This window comes from Phenylobacterium immobile (ATCC 35973) (assembly GCF_001375595.1).
Lineage (GTDB): Bacteria > Pseudomonadota > Alphaproteobacteria > Caulobacterales > Caulobacteraceae > Phenylobacterium > Phenylobacterium immobile.
Genome location: NZ_CVJQ01000001.1, coordinates 1,531,524 through 1,553,601, shown reverse-complemented (window position 1 = coordinate 1,553,601; position 22,078 = coordinate 1,531,524). Strand labels below are relative to the sequence as shown.

The 22,078-nt window shown below is 63.7% G+C and carries 26 protein-coding genes; 14 read left to right on the top strand and 12 right to left on the bottom strand.

Annotated elements, in window-relative coordinates; translation table 11 throughout:
* Positions 1–81 precede the first annotated feature (81 nt).
* From BN1313_RS07530 to BN1313_RS07520, 3 genes are all read right to left on the bottom strand, one after another.
* Positions 82–1,470: an aromatic ring-hydroxylating oxygenase subunit alpha gene (locus tag BN1313_RS07530; protein WP_091738536.1), complete on the bottom strand. Its 1,389-nt coding sequence runs from the start codon at positions 1,468–1,470 to the stop codon at positions 82–84.
* Between the two features lie 173 nt (positions 1,471–1,643).
* On the bottom strand, positions 1,644–3,020 hold the full coding sequence (locus tag BN1313_RS07525; RefSeq protein WP_176695937.1) for an aromatic ring-hydroxylating oxygenase subunit alpha: 1,377 nt from the start codon (positions 3,018–3,020) through the stop codon (positions 1,644–1,646).
* 125 nt (positions 3,021–3,145) lie between these two features.
* Positions 3,146–4,525, bottom strand: a complete 1,380-nt coding sequence (locus tag BN1313_RS07520) for an aromatic ring-hydroxylating oxygenase subunit alpha (RefSeq protein ID WP_176695936.1) — start codon at positions 4,523–4,525, stop codon at positions 3,146–3,148.
* Positions 4,526–4,657: 132 nt separating this feature from the next.
* Between BN1313_RS07520 and BN1313_RS07515 the strand changes: the two genes are divergently transcribed.
* The 3 genes from BN1313_RS07515 to BN1313_RS07505 all read left to right on the top strand — a co-directional run bounded on the left by BN1313_RS07515 (position 4,658) and on the right by BN1313_RS07505 (position 7,947).
* Positions 4,658–5,617 carry a quinone oxidoreductase family protein gene (locus tag BN1313_RS07515; RefSeq protein WP_091738527.1) on the top strand — a complete coding sequence of 320 codons (960 nt, stop codon included), beginning with the start codon at positions 4,658–4,660 and terminating at the stop codon, positions 5,615–5,617.
* A gap of 282 nt (positions 5,618–5,899) precedes the next feature.
* The gene (locus tag BN1313_RS07510; protein WP_091738524.1) at positions 5,900–7,147 is read left to right on the top strand and encodes an MFS transporter; all 1,248 of its coding nucleotides are present in this window, start codon (positions 5,900–5,902) and stop codon (positions 7,145–7,147) included.
* A gap of 50 nt (positions 7,148–7,197) precedes the next feature.
* Entirely contained in the window at positions 7,198–7,947 is a 750-nt protein-coding gene (locus BN1313_RS07505; protein ID WP_091738521.1) for an alpha/beta fold hydrolase, read from the top strand.
* Here the strand turns inward: BN1313_RS07505 and BN1313_RS07500 are convergent.
* Positions 7,944–8,603: a glutathione S-transferase family protein gene (locus BN1313_RS07500; RefSeq protein WP_091738519.1), complete on the bottom strand. Its 660-nt coding sequence runs from the start codon at positions 8,601–8,603 to the stop codon at positions 7,944–7,946. The genes BN1313_RS07505 and BN1313_RS07500 overlap by 4 nt on opposite strands.
* Before the next feature lie 271 nt (positions 8,604–8,874).
* Here BN1313_RS07500 and BN1313_RS07495 point away from each other — a divergent pair, with 271 nt between their 5' ends.
* The 4 genes from BN1313_RS07495 to BN1313_RS07480 all read left to right on the top strand — a co-directional run bounded on the left by BN1313_RS07495 (position 8,875) and on the right by BN1313_RS07480 (position 10,059).
* Positions 8,875–9,084: a cold-shock protein gene (locus BN1313_RS07495; protein WP_091738516.1), complete on the top strand. Its 210-nt coding sequence runs from the start codon at positions 8,875–8,877 to the stop codon at positions 9,082–9,084.
* 68 nt (positions 9,085–9,152) lie between these two features.
* Positions 9,153–9,422: a translation initiation factor IF-1 gene (gene infA / locus BN1313_RS07490; protein ID WP_091738513.1), complete on the top strand. Its 270-nt coding sequence runs from the start codon at positions 9,153–9,155 to the stop codon at positions 9,420–9,422.
* Between the two features lie 173 nt (positions 9,423–9,595).
* Positions 9,596–9,808, top strand: coding sequence for a hypothetical protein (locus tag BN1313_RS07485; protein ID WP_245620132.1), 213 nt, complete (start codon positions 9,596–9,598; stop codon positions 9,806–9,808).
* The gene (locus BN1313_RS07480) at positions 9,805–10,059 is read left to right on the top strand and encodes a hypothetical protein (protein ID WP_091738510.1); all 255 of its coding nucleotides are present in this window, start codon (positions 9,805–9,807) and stop codon (positions 10,057–10,059) included. The genes BN1313_RS07485 and BN1313_RS07480 overlap by 4 nt, the downstream gene beginning before the upstream one ends.
* Before the next feature lies 1 nt (position 10,060).
* Here the strand turns inward: BN1313_RS07480 and BN1313_RS07475 are convergent, their stop codons facing one another.
* From BN1313_RS07475 to BN1313_RS07440, 8 genes are all read right to left on the bottom strand, one after another.
* Positions 10,061–10,552, bottom strand: a complete 492-nt coding sequence (locus BN1313_RS07475) for an isoprenylcysteine carboxyl methyltransferase family protein (protein WP_091738507.1) — start codon at positions 10,550–10,552, stop codon at positions 10,061–10,063.
* Positions 10,549–11,601, bottom strand: coding sequence for a type III polyketide synthase (locus BN1313_RS07470; RefSeq protein WP_091738504.1), 1,053 nt, complete (start codon positions 11,599–11,601; stop codon positions 10,549–10,551). The genes BN1313_RS07475 and BN1313_RS07470 overlap by 4 nt, the downstream gene beginning before the upstream one ends.
* Before the next feature lie 39 nt (positions 11,602–11,640).
* A complete protein-coding gene (locus BN1313_RS07465; RefSeq protein ID WP_091738501.1) occupies positions 11,641–12,198 on the bottom strand; it encodes a DUF1697 domain-containing protein in 558 nt (185 codons plus the stop codon).
* Between the two features lie 381 nt (positions 12,199–12,579).
* Positions 12,580–13,335: an arsenical resistance protein ArsH gene (arsH, locus tag BN1313_RS07460; protein ID WP_011157812.1), complete on the bottom strand. Its 756-nt coding sequence runs from the start codon at positions 13,333–13,335 to the stop codon at positions 12,580–12,582.
* The gene (locus BN1313_RS07455; RefSeq protein ID WP_091738498.1) at positions 13,335–14,618 is read right to left on the bottom strand and encodes an arsenic transporter; all 1,284 of its coding nucleotides are present in this window, start codon (positions 14,616–14,618) and stop codon (positions 13,335–13,337) included. The genes arsH and BN1313_RS07455 overlap by 1 nt, the downstream gene beginning before the upstream one ends.
* Positions 14,618–15,046 carry an arsenate reductase (glutaredoxin) gene (arsC, locus tag BN1313_RS07450; RefSeq protein WP_091738495.1) on the bottom strand — a complete coding sequence of 143 codons (429 nt, stop codon included), beginning with the start codon at positions 15,044–15,046 and terminating at the stop codon, positions 14,618–14,620. The genes BN1313_RS07455 and arsC overlap by 1 nt, the downstream gene beginning before the upstream one ends.
* Positions 15,047–15,057: 11 nt before the next feature.
* Positions 15,058–15,390 carry an ArsR/SmtB family transcription factor gene (locus BN1313_RS07445; protein WP_011157809.1) on the bottom strand — a complete coding sequence of 111 codons (333 nt, stop codon included), beginning with the start codon at positions 15,388–15,390 and terminating at the stop codon, positions 15,058–15,060.
* A 190-nt stretch (positions 15,391–15,580) separates the two neighbouring features.
* Complete coding sequence (locus BN1313_RS07440; protein WP_091738492.1) at positions 15,581–15,883, bottom strand: hypothetical protein; 303 nt, start codon at positions 15,881–15,883, stop codon at positions 15,581–15,583.
* A 107-nt stretch (positions 15,884–15,990) separates the two neighbouring features.
* On the opposite strand from BN1313_RS07440, the gene BN1313_RS07435 reads away from it, so the two are divergent.
* From BN1313_RS07435 to BN1313_RS07405, 7 genes are all read left to right on the top strand, one after another.
* Complete coding sequence (locus BN1313_RS07435; RefSeq protein WP_091738489.1) at positions 15,991–16,614, top strand: hypothetical protein; 624 nt, start codon at positions 15,991–15,993, stop codon at positions 16,612–16,614.
* Positions 16,615–16,658: 44 nt separating this feature from the next.
* Positions 16,659–17,387, top strand: coding sequence for a hypothetical protein (locus tag BN1313_RS07430; protein ID WP_091738487.1), 729 nt, complete (start codon positions 16,659–16,661; stop codon positions 17,385–17,387).
* Positions 17,384–17,821, top strand: a complete 438-nt coding sequence (locus BN1313_RS07425; RefSeq protein ID WP_245620131.1) for a thermonuclease family protein — start codon at positions 17,384–17,386, stop codon at positions 17,819–17,821. Before BN1313_RS07430 ends, BN1313_RS07425 begins: the two co-directional genes overlap by 4 nt.
* 194 nt (positions 17,822–18,015) lie before the next feature.
* Positions 18,016–18,429, top strand: a complete 414-nt coding sequence (locus BN1313_RS07420) for a hypothetical protein (protein ID WP_141653100.1) — start codon at positions 18,016–18,018, stop codon at positions 18,427–18,429.
* A 108-nt stretch (positions 18,430–18,537) separates the two neighbouring features.
* Entirely contained in the window at positions 18,538–19,482 is a 945-nt protein-coding gene (locus BN1313_RS07415; RefSeq protein ID WP_091738478.1) for an ArdC family protein, read from the top strand.
* A gap of 119 nt (positions 19,483–19,601) precedes the next feature.
* Complete coding sequence (locus tag BN1313_RS07410) at positions 19,602–21,707, top strand: ParB/RepB/Spo0J family partition protein (protein ID WP_091738475.1); 2,106 nt, start codon at positions 19,602–19,604, stop codon at positions 21,705–21,707.
* A gap of 88 nt (positions 21,708–21,795) precedes the next feature.
* The gene (locus BN1313_RS07405; RefSeq protein ID WP_091738472.1) at positions 21,796–22,038 is read left to right on the top strand and encodes a DUF6117 family protein; all 243 of its coding nucleotides are present in this window, start codon (positions 21,796–21,798) and stop codon (positions 22,036–22,038) included.
* The last annotated feature ends 40 nt before the right edge of the window (positions 22,039–22,078 follow it).

The window sequence follows — 22,078 nt, the reverse complement described above, 5'->3', positions numbered from 1 at the left end:
TCAACCTATTTGGCCCAAAATCATAGGGATTGATCCGGCGGCGCCGCAATCGGGCGCCGCCTCACGGTCTAACGGAACTGGCTAGGGTCGGGCGCCGGCCTCGGGCGGGACCGTGTGGTTCTGCTTAAGAGCCGCCCAGCTGTCGGCGTCCATCCAGTCGGCCCAGGAACGGTAAGTCCATAGCTGAGCGTGTTCGTTGATGGGGCCATCCACATAGGCGGTGTTCGAGGCGACCTTCACCTCATCATGGCCCGAGCCCATGGCGAAGTTCAGAGGATAGCGACGAGCGATGACGCCGCGCATGGCGCGGGTCGATTGATCCCAATTTTCACCATCGTCCTGCTCAAGCAGGCCGGCGGCGCCGAACACATGGTTACCCCGCTCGACCCGGTCCTTCTGGCGTTTCTCCGTCGCCGCCTTGTCGATGAAGGTGAACCACCAGATCTCCGTCCGCCCTGGCCCCTTGGGAAGACGCAGGCTGAGTTGACTGCCCTGCGAGGCGACCCAAAGATTCGGGAAGATGTTCGGGTGGCCTGAAGTGTCGATGCCGACCTCGCCCAGAGCCTCCTGCGCCTGCGGCCAGTCGCGGAAATCGTCGTCGATCAGGCTATCTATCTTGTCGGCCAATTGGGTGCGGATCGCTCGGATCTCCGGGGTCAGTCTTGGACCGCCGACGCAGTGGCCATAGGCGCCAAACACGACGCGGTGCGGACGACCGACGCCGCTGCCGCCGGCGATGCCGGCCTTGGCGGCCAGTTCGCGTTCTTCTGCGTTCAACTTGTCCACCTGCTTGCGGAAGCCCGACATCGTCGCCGAAGCGTGGCTGATCTGCGGATGGTAGAAGTCGAACAGGTTATCGACGGCCAACTTCCAGTTGCAGCCGATGATCGACTTCTGGACGCCTTCGACGGCCACGAGGTCCTTGCCGCGCTCGGCGATCAGGTCGATGCCCATGCGGCCGACTTCCCCGAGGTATTCCTCGAGGTCCGGGGCTTCCGGATCCATGGTGGCGAAGACGAAACCCTTGTAGCTGGCCACCTTGCCAGCCTTCACCAGGCCCCACTGCGACTTGTCCAGCTGCTCGTGGTAGAAATCCTTGTAGCCGGGGACGCCGATCAGCGATCCGTCGAGGCCATAGGTCCAACCGTGATAGGTGCACAGGAACGAGCGGGCGTTGCCGCTCTCGGCCCGGCAGACCGCGTTGCCGCGGTGCCGGCACGAGTTCAACAGGACCTGAAGCTCGCCCTTCTTGTCGCGCGTCGCGATCACCGACTCTTCGCCGATGAAGCTCAGGAAGAAGTCGCCCGCCTTCGGGATCTGGCTCTCGTGGCACATGAAATTCCACGCGCGGGCGAAGATCCGCTCCAGCTCCAGCTGATAAATGTCGTCGTCGGCATAGATCGAACGGTCGACGGCGCCGGCCTTAGCGTCGACCAAGCTGCGAAACGGTCCTCTCGTCTCGTAGAGCATTGCTACCTCCCATTGCTAAGGCCGGTCGCTTGTGCCGCGATCCTTGCCGACGCAAAGACTGATCCGCTCGCTCAAAATTGTAAACAACGGCGTCAAAATTTAATTAGGTCGCCAAACGAAAAAGCCTCCGACGCGGCAGCGACGGAGGCTTTCGATATCGGCGAACGATAGACTTAAATGAGGTCGCCAACCTTAGGCGCCGCCGAGTGGTTCTGCTTCAGCTGAGCCCAGCTTTCGGCGTCCATCCACTCCGCCCAGGCACGATACGTCCACAGTTGGGGATGCTCGTTGATATTGGTGTCGATGTAGGCCACGCCCTCGTTGACGCTGACCGGAGTCTGGCCGAGACCCATCTGGAAGTTCAACGGGTAACGGCTGGCGACCACGCCGCGCATTGCGCGCGTGGATTGGTCCCAGTTTTCACCATCGTCCTGCTCCAACAGACCCGCCGCGCCGAACACGTGGTTCGCGCCATGGACGATGACCTTCTTGCGCTCTTCCGAAGCCTCCTTCGGCACGAAGGTGAACCACCAAATCTCGCACTGGCTGGGGCCGCGTGGCAGGCGCAATGACAGCTGGAAACCGGTCATCCAGAGATTCGGGAAGATATTGGGGTGGCCGGCAGTGTCGATGCCGACCTCGCCCAGGACCTGCTGGGCTTGCGGCAGTTCCCGGAACCGATCGTTGTTCAGGATCTCGATCTTGTCGCCGAGCTTGGCGCGGGCGTCGCGTTCGATCTTGGTCAGACGCGGGCCGCCAATGGCGTGGCCGTAAGCGCCCAGAACCGCGCGCTGCAGCTGACGGGCGCCGCCGCCGCCGATGCCAGCGATCTTGGCCAGCTCCTGATCTTCTTGGCTCAACTTCTCGAGCTGGGGCCGGAAGCCTGACATGAAGGCCGAGGCGTGGGAAATTTGCGGGTGGTACCAGTCGAAAAGGTTGTCGACGGCCAGCTTCCAATTGCAGCCGATCAGGTTCTTCTGAACGCCGCCGACCAGCTCCAGGTCGCCCTTTTCGGCGAGTAGGTCCATGCCCATGCGGCCGACCTCGCCGAGGTATTCCTCAAGGTCCGGGGCTTCCGGGTCCATGGTGGCGAAGACGAAGCCCTTGTAGCTAGCGACCTTGCCGGCCTTCACCAGGCCCCATTGGCTCTTGTCGAGCTGCTCGTGGTAGAAATCCTTGTAGCCGGGAACGCCGATCAGCTGGCCGTCGAGGCCATAGGTCCAGCCGTGGTAGGTGCAGAGGAACGAGCGCGCGTTGCCCTCTTCTGCCCGGCAGACGGCGTTCCCACGGTGGCGGCAGCTGTTCAGCAGAACCTGAAGCTCGCCCTTCTTGTCCCGCGTGGCGATGACCGATTCTTCGCCGATGAAGCTCAGGAAGAAGTCGCCCGGCTTTTTGATCTGGCTCTCGTGGCACATGAAGTTCCACGCGCGGGCGAAGATGCGCTCAAGCTCGAGTTGATAGATGCCTTCGTCCGCATAGATGCCGCGATCGACCGTGCCCGACTCGACGTCGACCATCGTGCGGAACGGGCCCTTGGTTTCGTAAAGCATCAGATCCTCCTTCATTGGCCGCGCCGTCGAGGGCGCGATCCTTGCTAGCGCAAGAATATGCCGAAAGACCGTCAGCTTGTAAATGCCGCCATCGACAAGCTAGGCCGCGACAGCAAAGGTGGGACCTAGGGCCTCGCGTCCGCCGCCGGCGCCGTAGAATGGGTCTGTTTGAGCGCGGCCCAACTGTCCGCGTCCATCCATTCCGCCCAGGCGCGATAGGTCCATAGCTGGGCATGTTCATTGATAGTCGTGTCGATGTAGCTGACCCCGCCAGCGACGGCGACTGGCGTGGCCCCCGTCCCCATGGCGAAGTTCAGCGGATAGCGCTGCGCGACGACCCCCCGCATGGCGCGTGTGGACTGATCCCAGTTCTCCCCATCGTCCTGCTCGAGCAAGCCCGCGGCGCCAAAGATCGAGTTGGCCATGCCGACTATGGCAGCCTTTCGGTCTGGAGTTGCGTCCTTCGGCGTGAAGGTGAACCACCAGATCTCAGTCTGATGCGGCCCCCGCGGCAGACGCAGCGACAGCTGGTGCGCGCCCAAAGCGACCCAAAGGTTCGGAAAGATGTTCGGGTGGCCCGCCGTGGTCACGCCGACACCGCCCAGCACGTCCTGAACCTTCGGATCTTCGCGGTAACGATCGTCGAAGATCGGATCGACCCGGTCATAGAACTTGGACCGGATGTCCAGCGCTTCCTCCTCAATCCGAGGACCACCAATCGCATGACCGTACCCGCCGAGAATGACACGCTGGTGCATGGGAGAGAGCCCGCCGATCTGGGCCTTTTGTAGTTGCATCATGTCTTGCTGAGTAAGGTTCTGCGGCTCGCGCACGGCGCCGGCCATGAAGGCCGAGGCGTGGCTGATCTGCGGGTGATACCAGTCGAACAGGTTGTCGACGGCCAGCTTCCAGTTGCAGCCGATCAGGTTCTTCTGGATGCCCTCGACGATCTCCATGTCGCCGCGCTCGGCGATCAGATCGATGCCCATGCGGCCGACTTCACCGAGGTATTCCTCAAGGTCCGGGGCTTCCGGATCCATGGTGGCGAAGACGAAGCCCTTGTAGCTGGCCACCTTGCCGGCCTTCACTAGGCCCCATTGACTCTTGTCCAACTGCTCGTGGTAGAAATCCTTGTAGCCGGGGACGCCGATCAGCGATCCGTCCAGGCCGTAGGTCCAGCCGTGGTAGGTGCAGAGGAACGAGCGCGCATTGCCGCTCTCGGCCCGACAGACCGCGTTACCGCGGTGCCGGCACGAGTTCAACAGGACCTGGAGTTCGCCCTTTTTGTCGCGAGTCGCGATCACCGATTCTTCGCCGATGAAGCTCAGGAAAAAGTCGCCGGCCTTCGGGATCTGGCTCTCGTGGCACATGAAGTTCCACGCGCGGGCGAAGATGCGCTCCAGCTCTAGCTCATAGATGGATTGGTCGGCATAGATCGAACGATCGACCAGACCCGTCGTTACATCGACGAGACTGCTGAACGGACCTCTGGCGTCGTGAAGCATGGTCATCCTCCCAAGACCGAGCTGGGCGCTATTCCGCGCTCTCAAGCTCAGCAGACGCTATCAGCTTCACGTCCGCTGTAAACAGGCGGGCAAGTCACGCTAAGGTTCGGAAAATATGGGGAGGAGCCGACATTGAAAGCCGCCGTCTATTACGAGCCCGGCTCGCCATCCGTCCTTAGCTACGAAGACGTCGCCGACCCTACGCCGGCCGCCGGTGAGGTCCTGATCCGCGTCCAGGCGATCAGCATCGAAGGTGGCGACGTCCTGCGGCGGAGCCGCATGGCGCCGCCGCACACACCCTATGTGGTCGGCTATCAGGCGGGCGGCGAGGTCGCCGCCGTCGGTCCTGGCGTGAGCGAATTTAAAGTCGGCGACCGCGTGGTCGGCTTCAACATCAATCAAGGGTCGCACGCTGAGCTGCATGTAACGCCGGCGGCGGCGACCTACGCGGTTCCGGACAGGCTCGAAATGCGCAAGGCGGCCGCCATGCCAGTGGCGTTCGGCACCGCCCACAACTGCCTGTTTGAACGCGGAAGGCTGCAAACCGGCGAGACAGTGCTGGTCCAGGGTGGCGCGAGCGGCGTCGGCGTGGCGGCCATCCAACTGGCCAAGCGAGCCGGCGCACGGGTGCTCGTCACAGCCTCCAGCGCGGAAAAGCTGGATCGCCTGCATTCACTGGGCGTCGATGAAGCGATTAACTACGCCCGGGAAGATGTGGTTGAGCGTGTCATGGCCCTAACCAACGGCCGCGGCGTAGACGTCGTACTGGACCCCGTCGGCGGCAAGGTCTTGGAAGGCTCCATGCGGGTGCTGGCGCCCGGCGGCCGCATCTCCTGGGTCGGCAGCGCTGGCCGCGAACCTGTGGTTCTCGACCTGGCGCTGCTGCGCGGCATGAACCGCTCCATCACCGCGGCCTTCTTCGAGGGCATGACGCCCAGCGGCCACGCCATGGTCCAGCGGTTGATCGAGGAGGCTGCCCGCGGCGAACTCGAGGTTTGGATCGACAAGGTCTTCCCCCTGTCGGAAGCCGCCGCGGCCCATACCTACATCGAAAGCCGCCAGGCCGTCGGCCGCGTGATCATGGAACCGTAGGTCTCACGGCAGCTGGTCGAGGACGTCGCGCACGCGATTGACCAGTTGCTCCAAGGTAAAGGGCTTGGAGATCAACTGCACGCCCGCCTCGAGCCGTCCGTGGTGGACGATGGCGTTGCGTGAATAGCCGGCATCAGAACGGCCTCCGCTTCGCTGACGACATCGCCAGCCGCGGTGGAACGCGGAAAATGGAGGCGAACCGTCGTGCCCTCCGGGGTTCCCTCACAACATTTCGCCAGCCGCAGGGGTGACATCCGACAGCGCTCCCGCGTATGAGCGGACATGCCCGAGAGACTGAAACCTGAAGCCGGCGCCGGCGGCGGCGCCGTCCTCGTGGCCATGGGCGCCGTGTTCCTGAGCCTCGTGGGCTTTGGCATCGTCGTGCCGCTCCTGCCCTTCTATCGCGACGTCTTCGGCGCGAGCGCGTGGGAAGTCACCCTGATGTCTTCGGTGTTCGCCGCCGGCCAATTCTTCGGCGAGTTGTTCTGGGGACGACTGTCGGACCGGATCGGCCGCAAGCCGATCATTATCGCGACCATACTGTTCAGCGGCCTGGGCTATGTCGCCCTGGCTTACGCGCCGACCATGGGAGCGGCGATCGCCGCACGCGCCGTCAGCGGCTTCTTCTGTGGCAACATCTCCACCATCCAGGGCTACATCGTCGATGTGTCGCCGCGTGATCGCTTGGCGGGACGCCTGGGCATGATCGGCTCGGCCTTTGGTATCGGCTTCATCGTCGGCCCGACCTTAGGCGGTCTGCTGGCGCGGCCTGAGTTAGGCGTCGCAGGTTTCCGTCCGCCGCTCCTCGCCGCGGCCGGCCTATGCGCCATGGCCGTGGTCTGCACATTCCTCTTTGTCCGCGAAAGCGGGCGGCGCCAGGATTCATCAGCCGGCAAAAGCCGACCGGTCGGCGCCGATGTCGTGCGCCGCACACTGAGCGACACCATCCTCAGGCGCTATGTCGCCGCGACCTTCCTGTCCTTTGGCGGCTTCTCCGCCATGTTCAGCACCTTCGGCCTGTGGGGCGCGGCCCGGTTCGACTGGGGCCCGCGCGACATCGGCATGGTGCTGGCTTTCACGGGCATCGCGTCCGCCGCAAGTCAGGGCTTGGTCTCCGGCTGGGCGAGCCGTCGAATCGGCGAGGCCAACACCGCGATCATCGGCCTGAGCGTGGCGGCGATGTTCCTCCTGGCCGAAGCCTTTGGGCCCCCGGCGACGGTCGCGGCGATCATCATTGTCGGCGTCACCATCTTCCACACCCTGTCGCAGCCTGCTGGCGTAACCTTGGTGTCTCGAGCGGCGCCGGATGACGAACAGGGCGCGACGCTCGGGGTCAACAACGCCGCTAGCGCGGCGGCCCGGGTGTTGGGACCCATGAGCGGTGGTCTGCTCTTCTCCCTGTTCGGTGAATCATCGCCCTTCCTTTTGGCGCCCATCTGCATGGTGGCTGCGGCCCTGATGACCTGGTCCGGCAGCCGGGAGACGCGCCGACGCCGTCTCGCAGAGGAAGGTCTGCCGGCAGGCGACTAGCCGCTGGCGCCCATGCTACCGATCAGGAAACGGAGTCCTGGGAGGAACAGGTGGCGATCTACGAACGTGGCGACGTGCGGCTTCACTACGAAGACTTTGGCGGCGACGGCTTTCCGCTGCTCATGATGCCTGGTGGCGGACTGCAGTCGAACATGGAGCGCTGGGCGAACATGCCGTTCTCGCCCGCCGATTTCCGTGACGAGTTCCGCGTCATCACCATGGATCAGCGCAACTCCATCCCGAGATCGATGGGACCGCTACAGGTGGCAAGGCCTTGGGACGCCTTCGCCGACGACCAACTGGGACTGCTGGATCATCTGGGCGTGGATGAGTTCTTCGCCCTTGGGATGTGCATCGGCGGCCCATTTGTCATGAAGCTTTGCGAGCGTGCGCCGGATCTCGCACGCGCGGTCGTGTCTTGCCAGCCTGTTGGCGCGCACCGCGACGACGTCGACACGATGCACAGGTTCAGCCTGCAGTGGGCCGAGGTTTATCGCGGTTGGAAGCCCGAGGCCGATGACGACGAAATCGCCACCTATCTTAATAGCCTCTGGCGCGATCCAGCGGACTTCGTCTTCAGCGTGACCCGAGAGTTCGTCAGTCAATGCCAGACGCCGATACTGGTGATGCCGGACAACGTGGGAGCCCACCCCCTGCACGTGGCGCTAGAAGTGGTGGCGCTCGCCCCGAAGGCCGCCTCGACCCTCTATCCCTGGAAAGACTCGCCCGCGAACATCGCCGAGGCCGTCGCCCATGTGAAACGCTTCCTGCGGGCCAACTTGCCGCAAGCTGAGGGCTAGTCCCGGTCGGGTGCGCCGAGGGGGAAGTACGGGCGAAAGTCTCGCGCCTCCTCCACCGCACGAGCGTAAGACGGACGCGCCAGCAGACGGGCGCGATAGGCGCTGACGGTGGGATAGGCTTCGTCAATCGGATGCACCCAGTCGGCGTAGAAGAGGGATGGCGCGGCGGCGCAGTCGGCCAGGGTGAAGTCTTCGCCCGCCGCCCAGGTCCGGCCCTCCAGAGCGCCTTCCAGCCAAGCGTAGGCGCGCTCCAGCTTCTCGATTGACATCGTCAGGCCGTCTCGGCGCTTCACAGGATCACCGGTCAACGCCCCGTCTACAGCGTGCTGCGCCGCGTTCATCACGTGCAGGTCGAAGAAGCGGTCAAGGAAGCGCACGGACAAGGCGGCCATCGGGTCATCGGGGACGAACCGGACCGCGCCCGGATGGCAAAGCTGGAGATACTCAATGATCACGCTCGTCTCCACGACATCACGTTCTCCATCGACCAGCACCGGCATCTTCGCGAACGGCCAGCGGGCCAGCCACTCAGACGTGTGCTCCGGCTGGTCCGGCCCCAGGCCGCGCAGTTCAAAGGGCGTCGCGTTTTCATAAAGCGCGATCAGCGCCTTCTGGGTGTAGGAAGAGAAACGGTGACCGTAGATCACGAGCGACATCTGGGTCTCTATAAGGCCAAGAGCGACACACCGTTGTCGCCAACCTAGGCCTGGCTGCATAGGCGCAGATCGCCCGATTTTCATGCGGCCAGTTGCGGAATTGCCTCGGAAGGCCCATACTCGGCGCCATCAATATTCGTTTTGGCTCGCCAGACTTCGCCAACCGGCCTTCGGTCCGTAAGCGCATCGACCTCGAACCTCTCCGAAAATTTGACACTCGCGGCCCCACGCTGGGGCTACGAGAACACTTGTCCGGAAAGGGACGACCAACATGCAAATCGGCACCGTGAAGTGGTTTAACGCCACCAAGGGCTTCGGCTTTATTCAACCTGAAGAAGGCGGCGCGGACGTTTTCGTGCACATCTCGGCCGTTGAACGCGCCGGCATGGCCTCGCTGAACGAAGGTCAACGTATCGGCTTCGAGCTTGAGCGCGACAAGCGCAGCGGCAAGATGTCGGCTGGCCAGCTGACCGCGGCCTAAGCGACCGAAACGGCGCGCCGACCGGGCACAACGGCCTGGTCGGCGCGTCCATCGAAACTGGAGACGGCATGGCTAAAGAAGAACTGGTCGAATTCGAAGGGCAGATCGTCGAACTGCTGCCGGAAGGCCGCTTCCGCGTGAAGCTGGAAAACGACCACGAGATCCTCGCCTACACGGCGGGCAAGATGAAGAAGAACCGCATCCGCTCCATGGTGGGCGACAAGGTGACGGTCGAAATGACTCCCTATGACCTCGATCGCGGACGGATTACGTTCCGCCATCGTGACGCGAGCCCCCGCATCGGCGGCGCGCCGCGGCCGGTCTACCGCAAGCGCTAGTCGCTGCTGAAGTCGATCTGAGATTTCCACGTGATTTGATGCGGCGGGCGCCAGTTCTGGCGTCGGCCGCGACCGTGTTTCTGAAATCGTTCGGGACGATTCGACAGGCGCCTGCGCGCCTAATTCTTTTCAAATAGTTCCAGTCCCACGAAAGAGCCGTGGTATGGTCCTGTATGAAAATGATCCAAGATCGGGCGGTCCTGACCGTCACTCAGAAGGACGGCAGCTGGATGGTCGAGCTGGAAGGCGAGGTCTTCGGCGTCTCCACCGAGAAGGCGATCGCCCGGGCGGCCGCCAACCGCCGCGCCCGTGACATGATGGATGCTGGTCGTCCTTGCCTGGTCCAGGTCAGCGGCGAGACCGGCTTCTTCAAGGCCGCCCTGTGAAGCCCGTCGTCACCAGCCGTCGTCGTCCGCCGGCGATCGCCTTTCGCGAAGCCATCGAAAGCGCAACGAGCCAAGGTGTCGATCGCGACGCCATGACCCTGCATCTGACCCGCGCCGACGCGAGCCTGCTGAAGCGCGACGGAACCCTCGCGGTCTCCGACATCAGCTTCGCTGATGGCGTAATGAAATTCCTGGGCGTGACCGTCCAAGAGGGCGGCGTTGTTTCGAGCGAACTGATCCTGCCGAAATAGGCTAGGGGTCGATCGCCATCGCTGCATCCTCCGCCCGAATCCGGTGGCGCAGGACAAGCGCGTTCATGATCGAGAAGACCACCGCGAAGAGCCACTGATCAAAGGCGATCGGTAGAACTGCGATCTCTGCGGCGACGACCAGATAATTCGGGTGCGGAATAAACTGGTAGGGCCCGCGCCGCACGTTCGGCGCGCCCGGCAGGATGATGATCCGCGTCGTCCAGCGTTCTCCCAGTGACGCGATGACCCACACCCTGGCCAATTGCAGGGCCGCGAACACGATGAGCCAAGCCAGGCTGACAGGTTTGTCCCACGTCAGAAGCCACAGGCCGATCAGCCACGCGGCATGCAGCCCGACAATCGCCGGATAGTGCGCCGCCCCCACCTCCACTGCGCCTCGGGCCATGAGGCGGCGGGTGTTGCGGCGCGCAAGCCAGAGTTCAGCGAGGCGTTGCAAGGTGACAAACGCCAAGACAGCGATACTGAGCGTCATGCGGCGCGTTTGAGGCTGACGGCGCTGGCCGTAAAGCCCGGCCCAAGCGCCGTGACCACTGAGCGCTCGGCCAGGCCGACGCGACGCGCGCGGTCCAAGACGAACAGCACCGTAGGCGCGGACATGTTGCCGTGCTGAGCGAGGACGGCGCGTTCGTGATCGAGACCGCCCTGCGTGATCGACAAGGCCGCTTCAATAGCCTCGATCACCTTCATGCCTCCGGGATGGCAGACAAACCGGTCCACCTGGTCAAGGCACAGTCCGGCCCCGGCCAGCATCGATGTCATCGCAGGCCGAAGCTCCGCCCGGGCGAACGGCGGGATCGCCCGGGCGAAGATGACGCCCAACCCCTCCGGATCGACCCGCCATCCCATGATGTCGAGGGTGTCGGGCCAGGTATGTTCAGCGCTGGCCTCGACGACGGCGAAACCGCCCTCCCCGCACTTGAGCACACAGGCGGCGGCCCCGTCGCCAAACAGGGCCGTAGCGACAATGTCGGCCTTGGTCAGGTCGGCCATGCGGAAGGCCAGGGTGCAGAGCTCAACGATGACCAGCAGAACCACGGCGCCGGGACTGCTGCGCGCCAGTCGGGCGGCCAGGCCCAGGCCCGTCGCGCCGCCGGCGCAGCCCAGGCCGAACACCGGGATACGCGCGGCGTCAGGCCGAAAACCCAGCCGGCCCATGGCCCGCGCCTCGAGGCTGGGCGTGGCGACGCCCGTGGACGACACGGTGACGATGATGTCCACCTCTCCGCCTGTAAGACTCGCCTCGTCCAAAGCCTTGCTGGCCGCGGCGACGAAAAGCTCAGTCGCGCCCTGGAGATAGGCCTCCGTCCGTTCGGGCCAGGAGCGGGGCGTCAGATACCAGTCCATCGGCATGGCCGCCTGGCGCGTACGGACCCCGGCCGTGTCAAACACCTTGGCCATGCGATCGTATTGCGGAAACACATGTTGGAAGAGCCCGCGGGCCACCGCGGCGACCTCGGCCTGCGGCAGTTGGTGCGGCGGACTGGCGGTCGCGAGCGACAGGATTGACACAGGTTGCGGCATAGGGCGCTCCATCGGGCGCGTGAAGGCGCGACAGCCAAGCTAACCTGCGGCGGATCGGTCGGTTCCGGAGCTCATTTCCGCAAGCTTCAAGACGGTGTTCCAATTGCGCGACGTAACTGGAGACCCAACGCAGCGGTCCAGCAAGCTGGGCGTGATCTTCGACTTGCCCACGCCGCCGGCGAAGTCCGCCCACAAGACTTCCGCCTGTACGATGAAGCGTTCACCCAGCGTCGCCCGCTCCGCCAGACGTTCCGCGGCGGCGGCCAGCGGCGGGCTCTTGGACAGGCATAGATGAATCTGCGTCGGCCTCGCCTCGCGCTCTGCAGCAAAAGCGGCCGCCGCCAGGAAACTGCGCCACTCTGCGGCGGTCCGCGCGATTGCGTCGGCGTGAAAGCCGTAGCGCTCGGCGAAAATCTGTTCGACTTTCGCCTCGACCTCAGCCGCCGGCTGCGCGGCGGAGAGCACAAGGTTGCCGCTTGCGATGTAACTCTGCACATCCGCGAACCCCACCGCCTCGCAGGCCGCGCGGAGGTCCGCCATCGGGGCATGGCGTGCCCCGACGTTGATGGCGCGCACCAGAACGACGTAGCGGGTCACCCCTGCGCCCTACTCCCACTCGATTGTGCGCCGACACCATAACTAACTGATTTCCTTAATCAAAATATTTTTTATGTTTTGAGATGCCGCTATGCGTGCCGTCAAAAAACCGGGCTGTTGATTTTACTGGAGAATTTCCACCCCTCTCGAGGGTCGACATCTCCATATCAATCGTCATCTTTCGCCCCGTTCATCGCATTTGCGTTCAACACGACGTCAATCGCTTTCGGGGAATGGCGCGGAGAAAATACCGTCAAAACCCGCATCTGTGTCACCTGAACATGGCTCTTACATGAGGGGTACTCTCGTTTGTCTGAATCGCCGAGAGGCAGGTTCTCGCGGATGTAGACAGATGGACGTGCCCAAACGAGTCAAAAACCGTTAGCTCTTGCCCCTCGCTCCCGCCGTCGCGATGGCCGACAGATCGGTGGCAATGTCGATCGGCACCCCTGCTTCCTTCCGCTCCGAATAGCGATCAACGAGCTGGGCCGCGTGCGGACGCATTAGCACGGTAAACCGCACCAGCTCCTCCATTACGTCAACGATCCTGTCGTAGTAGCTGGAGGGCTTCATGCGCCCGGCTTCATCGAATTCGTTGAACGCCTTGGCGACACTCGACTGGTTCGGGATCGTGAACATCCGCATCCAGCGACCGAGGATGCGCAAGGTGTTCACGCTGTTGAACGATTGTGATCCGGCAGACACCTGCATGACCGCGAGCGTGCGGCCCTGAGTAGGTCGCATCCCACCCATGTTCAGCGGTAGGTGGTCAATTTGAGTTTTCATGATGCCGGTGACTTGTCCGTGACGTTCGGGAGAGCACCACACATGCCCTTCCGACCACATTGAAAGCTTTCGCAGCTCGTGGACGGCCGGATGATCGTCCCCATTGACCTGATCGGGCAGCGGCAGTGTGGAGGGATCAAAAATATGCGTCTCGCAGCCGAAGAATTGCAGCAGGCGGGCAGCTTCCTCGACGCACAGGCGCGAATACGACCGTTCCCGCAGGGAGCCGTAGAGTAGCAGGATGCGCGGAGGCGGATCACCAGCACCCAGCCCTAAGGCGGGACGGTCGAGCGCATAGCGGCGATCAAGCGCGGGCAGATGGTCAGGATCGGAGAGCGTGCGAAGCGGCATTACAGACTGAGCCTTATGGCGAGGGCAGCGAGTGTCACCAACAGCACCGGAACCGTCAGCGTCGCGCCGACCTTGAAGTAATAGCCCCAGCCGATCCGGATGCCCTTTTGCCCGAGGACATGCAGCCATAGCAGCGTCGCGAGCGAGCCGATCGGTGTGATCTTCGGCCCGAGGTCGCAACCGATCACGTTGGCGTAGATCATCGCTTCCTTGATCGCGCCCGTGGCGTGCGTCGCGTCGATCGACAGCGCCCCCACCAGCACGGTCGGCATGTTGTTCATCACCGACGACAGCAGCGCGGCGATGATCCCAGTGCCGAATGCCGCCCCCCATACGCCGCCTTGCGCGGTGTGATCGAGCAGACCGGCAAGGTGGTCTGTAAGCCCAGCATTTCGTAAGCCATAGACGACCAGGTACATGCCGAGCGAGAAGATCACGACCTGCCACGGCGCGCCGGCCAGCACTTTGCGCGTCTGGATGACATGGCCGCGCGCGGCGATGATCAGCAAGAGGACCGCGCCGGCAGCGGCAACGGCGCTGACCGGCACGCCGCTGGGTTCGAGCAGGAAGAAGCCGGCGAGCAGCAGTGCAAGGACGACCCAGCCCGCCTTGAACGTGGCAGGATCGCGGATCGCGTCAGCGGGCGCGCGGAGCTGCGCCACGTCATAGCTGGCCGGTATGTCGCGACGGAAGAACAGCAGCAGTACGACCAGCGTCGCGGCGATCGACGCCAAATCGACCGGCACCATCACCGAGGCATAATCGGCAAAGCCGATCCGGAAGAAGTCGGCCGACACGATGTTGACGAGGTTGGAAACGATCAGCGGCAGGCTGGCGGTATCGGCGATGAACCCCGCCGCCATGACGAACGCCAACGTCGCGTTGTCCTTGTATCCCAGCGCGCGCAGCATCGCGATAACGATCGGCGTCAGGATCAGGGCCGCGCCATCATTGGCGAACAGCGCCGACACCGCCGCGCCGAGCAGCACGATCAGCACGAACAGCCGGCGACCATGTCCCCCGCCCCAGCACGCCACATGGAGCGCCGCCCATTCGAAGAACCCGGCTTCATCGAGCAACAGGCTGACGATGATGATCGCGACAAACGTCGCGGTCGCATTCCAGACGATCCCCCACACCACCGGCACGTCAGACAGCGAGACGACTCCGACTAGCAGCGCGATCGCCGCCCCGCCCAATGCGCTCCATCCGATTCCGAGGCCCTTGGGCTGCCAGATGACGAGCGCGATTGTGGCGACAAAGATAGCGAGCGCGATCAGCATCAGGCGATGCGCTGACCCGAGGCGTCCACGACCTTTTCGCCGTCTTCCTTGGCAAACGCGCCTTGTTGAGCCTCGGGCAGCAGATCGAGGACCGCTTCGGAGGGTCGGCACAGCTTCACGCCAAGCGGCGAGACGACCAGCGGCCGGTTAATGAGAACCGGATGCGCCATCATCGCGTCCACCAGCGCGTCGTCGGATAGCGACGTGTCGCCCAGGCCCAGCTCCGCATAGGGCGTGCCCTTCTCGCGCAGCAGATCGCGCGGCGTGATCCCAGCGCGATCGATCAGCTCGACCAGCAGTGCGCGCGAGGGCGGCGTCTTCAGATATTCGACCACATGCGGCTCGATGCCGGCATTGCGGATCATCGCCAGCGTGTTGCGCGACGTACCGCACTCGGGGTTGTGATAGATCACGATATCGACGGCCACGGGGCGTCCTTTCAGCAGCAGGGTGTGAGTTCGGCCAAGAGCGGCGCGCACAGTTCAGGTGCGCCGGCGCAGCAATCCTTGACGAGGAACAGCGTCAGCGCGCGCAGCCCGTCCAGATCCGCCCGGTAGATGATCGACCGGCTATGCCGTTCCGAGCGCACGATGCCGGCGCGCGCGAGAATGCCGAGATGCGCGGACATGGTGTTCTGCGGCACGTCGAGCTGGCGGGCGATTTCGCCGGCCGCCAAGCCGTCCGGTTCGTGCCGTACCAGCAGGCGGAATACATCGAGCCGCGTACCCTGCGCGAGCGCGCCAAGCGAAGCGATGGCCGAATCGTTATCCATATATCCGGCTTAATCGATATATTGGGAGCAGGCAACGGAATCGCGTCGGCAAATTTGGGCCTGCAACGCCTTCCGACTCGGAACAGTGCGTTGCGCGCGGATCGCGCGCCTGGCCTACACGAGAGCTGGCGTGTCCGTCCGCGACGAGCGGCACAGGGGCACTCCGGCCCCGCCGTTGCCATGCATTGATCTAACCGTGATCATAGCGGTTGATCCGCGCCAAACTCAAAAGCCCCTGCGGATCGACCAGCAGGATCTTCATCACACCTTGCTCGGCCGCTCGCTGTTTTGCCTTATGCACCAATTCGAGGGCGGGGAGCTCGAAGCCGCTAAGCCTGCGTGGCTTCGCCATCTGCGCTGTGACCGGACCAACCAGGTTCATTTCAAGTTCGGCGACGATCGATTGCCCAGCGCCTGTAGGACGGTCCACGTAGACCGCGAAATAGGGTTCGCCGGGCGCGATTGCCTGCTCACTCAAAAGAATCTCGGCCAACAACGTACTCCCTCGATAGCGGAACCTTTATAGAACATCTTGCTCGGCGAACAACATATGGGAATAGCTGCCTCAACATTCTGCCAACCTGGAGTATCGACGAGGCTATGTCCGTTCAACGCCTGCGCACCATCGTGAATCTGTCGGTTCCGACCCTCTTCCGCCAGATAGCGGGCGGTCGGGTGCAGTGTGAAAGCGAAGCGACCTTGCAACTCCACCTTGGCAGGATCATTGCCACTGCTGCCGATCTCGAAATCACCAGCGAGCGCGAGACCTTCTCGGTTGAGCTGGAAAAGCCTCTACGCGGCGCCGGCGGCAAGCGCGGCCGCATCGATGTGTTGTTCCGGCTCACTGACGATGACGGTCGACAGTGGCGATGCGCGATCGAGCTCAAGTTCTTCAAGCGGAAGAACCATCGAGAACCCAACAATCGCTACGAGGTCTTCAAAGACATTGCGCGCCTTGAAAGTTGTGGTGACGTCGCGGATGTCGGCTTCATGATCGTCGCGACCGACCACCTGCACTACGTCAGCAACGAGGTGTATTCCCTTGCGACCAGCGATTTCGACTTTCGCAACGGGGCGACATATCAGGCTGGAAAGACTCTGACTTACAACACTGGCGGAGACTTCGGCCCGCCCATCACGCTAGCGCGCGACTACCAGTTCCAGTGGGCGGATGGGACGACTTCGCTACACTATCTCTTGCTCGAAGTGACACCAACGCCATGATCGCTCGCGCATGGCTGTCGATAAACGCATGAGTAAGAACCGATATGGCTGACGATATTCCTTCCGAAATCCTGACCGAGATCAAGCGCGTCGCCCGCGAGGAATGGCCGGGCGATCGGGAGATGCAGCAGTATTCGATCGACGCGGAAACCACCGCTTACCGAGGGCTGGAAGACCTCGATTACGGGGAGGCTGCCGACCAAAAGCCTGCGATTCTCACGGAGGCGAAGGAATACCACACCACTTGGGAAGAGATTTACGGCTTTGTCTCGGAGGAGGTCGAGGCCTTCAGAGCCCTCGCCGCCCTCGCGCCCGATGACGTCCCGACCGACTTCATTGCCGAACACAAACGCAAGGCCGCCGCCGAGCATGACTGGTTCGCCATGCAGCTTGAGACGGTGGAACAGGCGATCGAGGGCTATCGCTACGTTCAGCGCACCCGCGCCAAGGTCGGTCCCATTCGCGACATCCTGGTGCGGATGGAGGCGATCATCGGTTCAGAGTGCTACAATGCCAACATCCAGAACTACAGCGCCTGGGGCGTCTGGGAGGGCGAAGGACGCTCATTCCGATACCCTGTCACCTACATCCGCGACGGCAAGGAGGAGAAGCGCAAGGCGCGCGTCGATGATCTCGAGCCCGAAGCGCTGATCACCGGCCACTACAAATTCGGCGCCAACGAGCTGAGCATTCACCGCGCCCTGGTTCGTATCGTCGATATGCTGAAGGCCGATTATGGCCTGACGATTCCCGCACCCGAGGATCCCGCATGATTGCGGCGCGCCGTGTGCTGAGCCCACCAGCTTTCGTCCTCTGCGCCTTTGCCTTCTCGGTGATGGCGACGCCCGCCCGGGCGGACCCCTGCGAAGGTCGCCTGCCATCTCAGCCGGGGCAGCAGTTTTCGGGAACGGTCCGCTATGTCGGGGACGGCGACGGGCTGTGCGTTGGCAATTCCAGCGATCCAAACACCTGGATCGAAGTGCGCTTGGCGGACTTTGACGCGCCGGAGCTCCACGCCCCTGATGGCCGCCTGTCCAAATCGCTCCTCGAGCAGGTTGCGTTCGGTCAGAATGTAACTTGCGAGGCGCGGCGCGGGCGGCGTGGCCGCGTTATCGTTTTCGACCGGGTGATCGCCGTCTGCCGCGTCCATGGACGCTCGATCGGCGACCTACTCCGCGCGCGGCACGCGCCCGAAGGCGGCAACTGATCGTCGAACCTCAATCCAGAAGGGTCTGGGTCCAGGAGGGGAATGCCTTCCCCTGCGGTCGAGACGACACGTCTCGCCCGACCCCTTCTGCGGGGATCGCCCCGCAACGCCCCCGCGGTGGCAACCAATCCTGAAGGCGGAATCCATTCGCAGCGACGTGCGTTGTCTCTGACCGTCAGCATTAGACTCACGCGATGAAACCCACGCTTCAGGCACATCTGCTCGAACGGGCAGCGAGCTTCCTAGTCATGGCCGATCACGTCGCCGAACCTGAAGCCCGGCTTTGCCGAGAACCGCTTTTACAGAATGTCGGCTATGCGCTCGAACTCGGGCTCAAAGCGCTCCTTGTTGAGCGGGGATGGGACGACGATCGCTGCCGCACCGAGGTGCGGCATGACATCGCCAAAGCCCTCGGCGAAGCGGCGCAGGTCGGATTTGTACCAGCGCATCCCGACCTTGCCACCCTGATCGCCACTATTAGCCCCTACTATAAGCGGCACGGACTGTCCGAATTGGTGGCCACCGGCGGCTTGGCGATGTCGCCCGATCAGGCCTTGGCCCTGACGCGGAGCCTGCTTGATCAGGTCCGCGTGTCGGTCACTAGGTAGCTGTCGGATCCGCCGGCGCGCATGAGAGGGAGAGGGCTGCGGCTGTCGCCGTGACGGGTTTTGAAGGTCGAGAGAGGTTCTCTGGCCGGCCCGTCGCGGAGATACGCGATGACACGCCCAGCTTCCAAAGGCCATGCCCGAACCCAGCGCTCGAACATCTACGACGAGATCACGACCAAGATTATTGCCGAGCTGGAGGCAGGCCGCCTCCCCTGGGTCCAGCCCTGGGGCTCGAGCACGGTATCGGCGCCACTTGCCATGCCGCGGAACGCCGCGACCGATCGTGGCTATTCCGGCATCAACGTCCTGATCCTCTGGGGCGCGGTCGTTCAACATGGCTTCGCCACGCAAGGCTGGCTCACCTTCCGCCAGGCTTTGGGGCTGGGCGGCAATGTCCGCAAAGGCGAACACGGCACCACCGTCGTCTATGCCGATCGCTTCATTCCCGATGACGAGCGTCGCCGGGCACAGGACAATGGTGACGATCCAGCCGCCATTCCCTTCCTCAAGCGCTTTACCGTGTTCAATGTCGCCCAATGTGAGGGCTTGCCCGACGGGCTATCGGCGCCGCCCCCACCCATTCCCGAAGGTCTGATCGTACCAGAGGTCGAGGCGCTCATTCGTGCCAGCGGTGCCGATTTGCGTCTGGGCGGAGACAAGGCCTTCTATGCACCGGGTCCTGATTTCATTCAGATCCCCAGGCCCGAGGCCTATTTCGAGCCGATCAACTGGCATCGCACGGCCCTGCATGAGCTGGGGCATTGGTCGGGCCATCCCGGACGCCTCGCGCGCGACCTGAGCGGTGGCTTCGGGTCGAAGGCCTATTCGCGCGAGGAGCTCGTCGCCGAAATGACGTCGGCCTTCTGCTGCGCGAGCCTCGGCATCGCGCCGACCGTGCGCCATGCCGATTACATCGGCGCCTGGCTCGACGTCCTGCGCGAGGACAATCGCGCCATCGTGCGCGCCGCGAGCGCGGCCTCCAAAGCGGCGGACTACCTCCTGGCCTTCGCGCCCAGTGCGACGGCACGGGAGGAGGATCGGGAAGCGGCGTGACCTCGCCCGCTGCGCGCCAGCTCGGCCGGAGTCCAGGAGAGTAAGAGGGTCGAGACGGACTTCGTGACGGGTCAGGGTCGAGAGAGAGGCTCCCGGCCGCCCGTCACGGAGAATATCCCATGACCCAGGCTTCCCAGAAGATCGTCCTGTCCCCCTCGCGGGACATCCCCTTCAACAAGCTAGTGCTGAGCCAGTCCAATGTGCGCCGGATCAAGTCCGGCGTCTCGATCGAAGATCTTGCCGAGGACATTGCACGACGGACCTTGCTCCAAAGCCTCAACGTCCGCGCGGTCGTCGATGCCGAAGGCAATGAAACCGGCATGTTCGAAGTGCCGGCCGGAGGTCGGCGCTATCGTGCGCTCGAACGGCTCGTGAAACAGAAGCGCCTGTCGCGGACAGCACCCGTGCCCTGTGTCATCCGCGAGAGCGCGGACATCTCGGCCGAGGAGGATTCGCTCGCCGAAAACAGTCAACGTGAGCCGCTGCATCCGCTCGACCAATTTCGTGCCTTCCAGACCTTGCGCGAACAGGGTCAAGGCGACGAGGCAATCGCGGCGCGCTTCTTCGTCACGCCGGCCATCGTTCGCCAGCGCCTCAAGTTGGCGTCCGTATCCGACCAGCTGCTCGCCCTCTACGCCGAGGACGAATTGACCCTGGACCAGCTGATGGCCTTCACCGTCACCAACGACCATGCGCGCCAAGAACAGGTCTGGGAGGCGCTCGCGCGCAACCCCTACAAGGAAGCCTATCAGATCCGGCGCATGTTGACCGAAGGCGCCGTGCGCGCTTCCGATCGACGCGCACGTTTCATCGGCGCGGAAGCCTATGAAGCCGCAGGCGGCGACATCTCGCGTGACCTCTTCCAGACCGATGACGGTGGGTGGTTCCAGGATCCGGCGCTTCTCGACCGTCTGGTCTCAGACAAACTCGCGGCGGCTGCGGAGACCGTCGCCGCCGAAGGCTGGAAGTGGATCAGCGCCGACATCGGTTTCGATTACGGACACACGCGCGGACTCCGCGCCTTGCCCTCCACCAGCTCGCTGACCGATGAAGAACACGCGACCTACGAGGCGCTCAGCCAGGAGTATGCGGCGCTCGAGGAAACCTACGCCGAGGCCGAGGAGCTGCCCGACGAGGCCGACCAGCGCCTGGGCGAAATCGAGGCCGCGCTCGAAGATCTCCAGAACCGACCGGCATTGTTCGATCCTGCTGACATCGCGCGGGCGGGCGCCTTTGTCAGCCTCGACAGCTCTGGCAGCCTCAAGATCGAACGCGGGTTTGTGCGACCGGAGGACGAGGCAGAAGCCGAGCCGGATGCCCCCCGTGGCGATACCGACGATGCCGTCGAGCCTTCCGAGCCCGATGCCGGCATCCAGCGCGCCGTCATCACGATCGGCGGCGCAGCCCAGCCCGGCGGCGAACCCGATGAGGATGACGACACCATCAAGCCGCTGCCCGAGCGGCTGATGACCGAACTAACTGCGCATCGGACGCTGGCCTTGCGCAACGCGGTGGGTGCCGACCCCGACACGGCCTATCTCGCCGTCCTTCATGCCCTCGCGCTGAAGACGTTCTACCGCTTCAGCACCGCGACGTGCCTAGAGATCGAAGCCAAGCACTCCGCCTTTGGTCACCAGGTGCCTGGTCTCAACGACACAGCGTCGGCGCAGGCGATCACCGCGCGCCATGCGAGCTTGTCGGATCAGCTGCCTCAGGACCCTGGTGCGTTGTGGCAGACGTTGACTACCTTCGACACGGATCGACGCGGGGCACTGTTCGCCCACTGCGTCAGCTTCAGCATCAACGCCGTCCACCAGTCCTGGAACCAGGGCGACAGGATGAAACATGCTGACGCGTTGGCGCAGGTCGTCGATCTCGACATGGTAGCCGCAGGCTGGACCCCGACGGTCGAATCCTACCTCGGCCGCGTGACCAAGCCGCGCATTCTGGAGGCTGTTCGCGACGGCAAGGGTGATCGCGAGGCCCAGCTCATCGAGCACCTCAAGAAGGGCGATATGGCCAAGGAGGCCGAACGGCTGCTGGCCGGTTCAGGCTGGCTGCCGGAGCCGTTGCGCACCGCAACCGATCAACCCGTCTTGCTCGAACCGGACGGATCGGAGCCCGAAGCGCTGCCGGCTTTCCTGACCGCAGACGAGGATGACGAGACCGGAGCCTCCGACCCCGAGCCGGATGCAGGGTTCGAGCACGCCATCGCCGCTGAATGAACATCGCGGGGCGGCGTCCGGCCGCCCCGCTCCACTCCCACCTTTCGGCCCGCCTTCTGGCGGGCCTTTCTTTTGTCAGGAGCTTGCCATGCCGATCCCCGACCATGCCTCCCGCAATTTCCAGACTCTCCTACAGGCCGCCCGCAATGATGATCTGGCCCTGATGGAATGCCTAGACGCCGAGACGCGCGAGCTGCGCTACGTCCTTTGCGCCGTCGGCCGAGACGGCGAAGACTATGTCTTCACGCCGTTCGGCCATCTCGCGCCCGGCAATCCCTTCGACGCCTATCTGCCTCCGGTCGACGGCGGCGGCTTTGCAGAAACAGAGTGAGAGCGGGGCCGGGAGGGGGCGAGCCGGTGCGGTCGAGAGA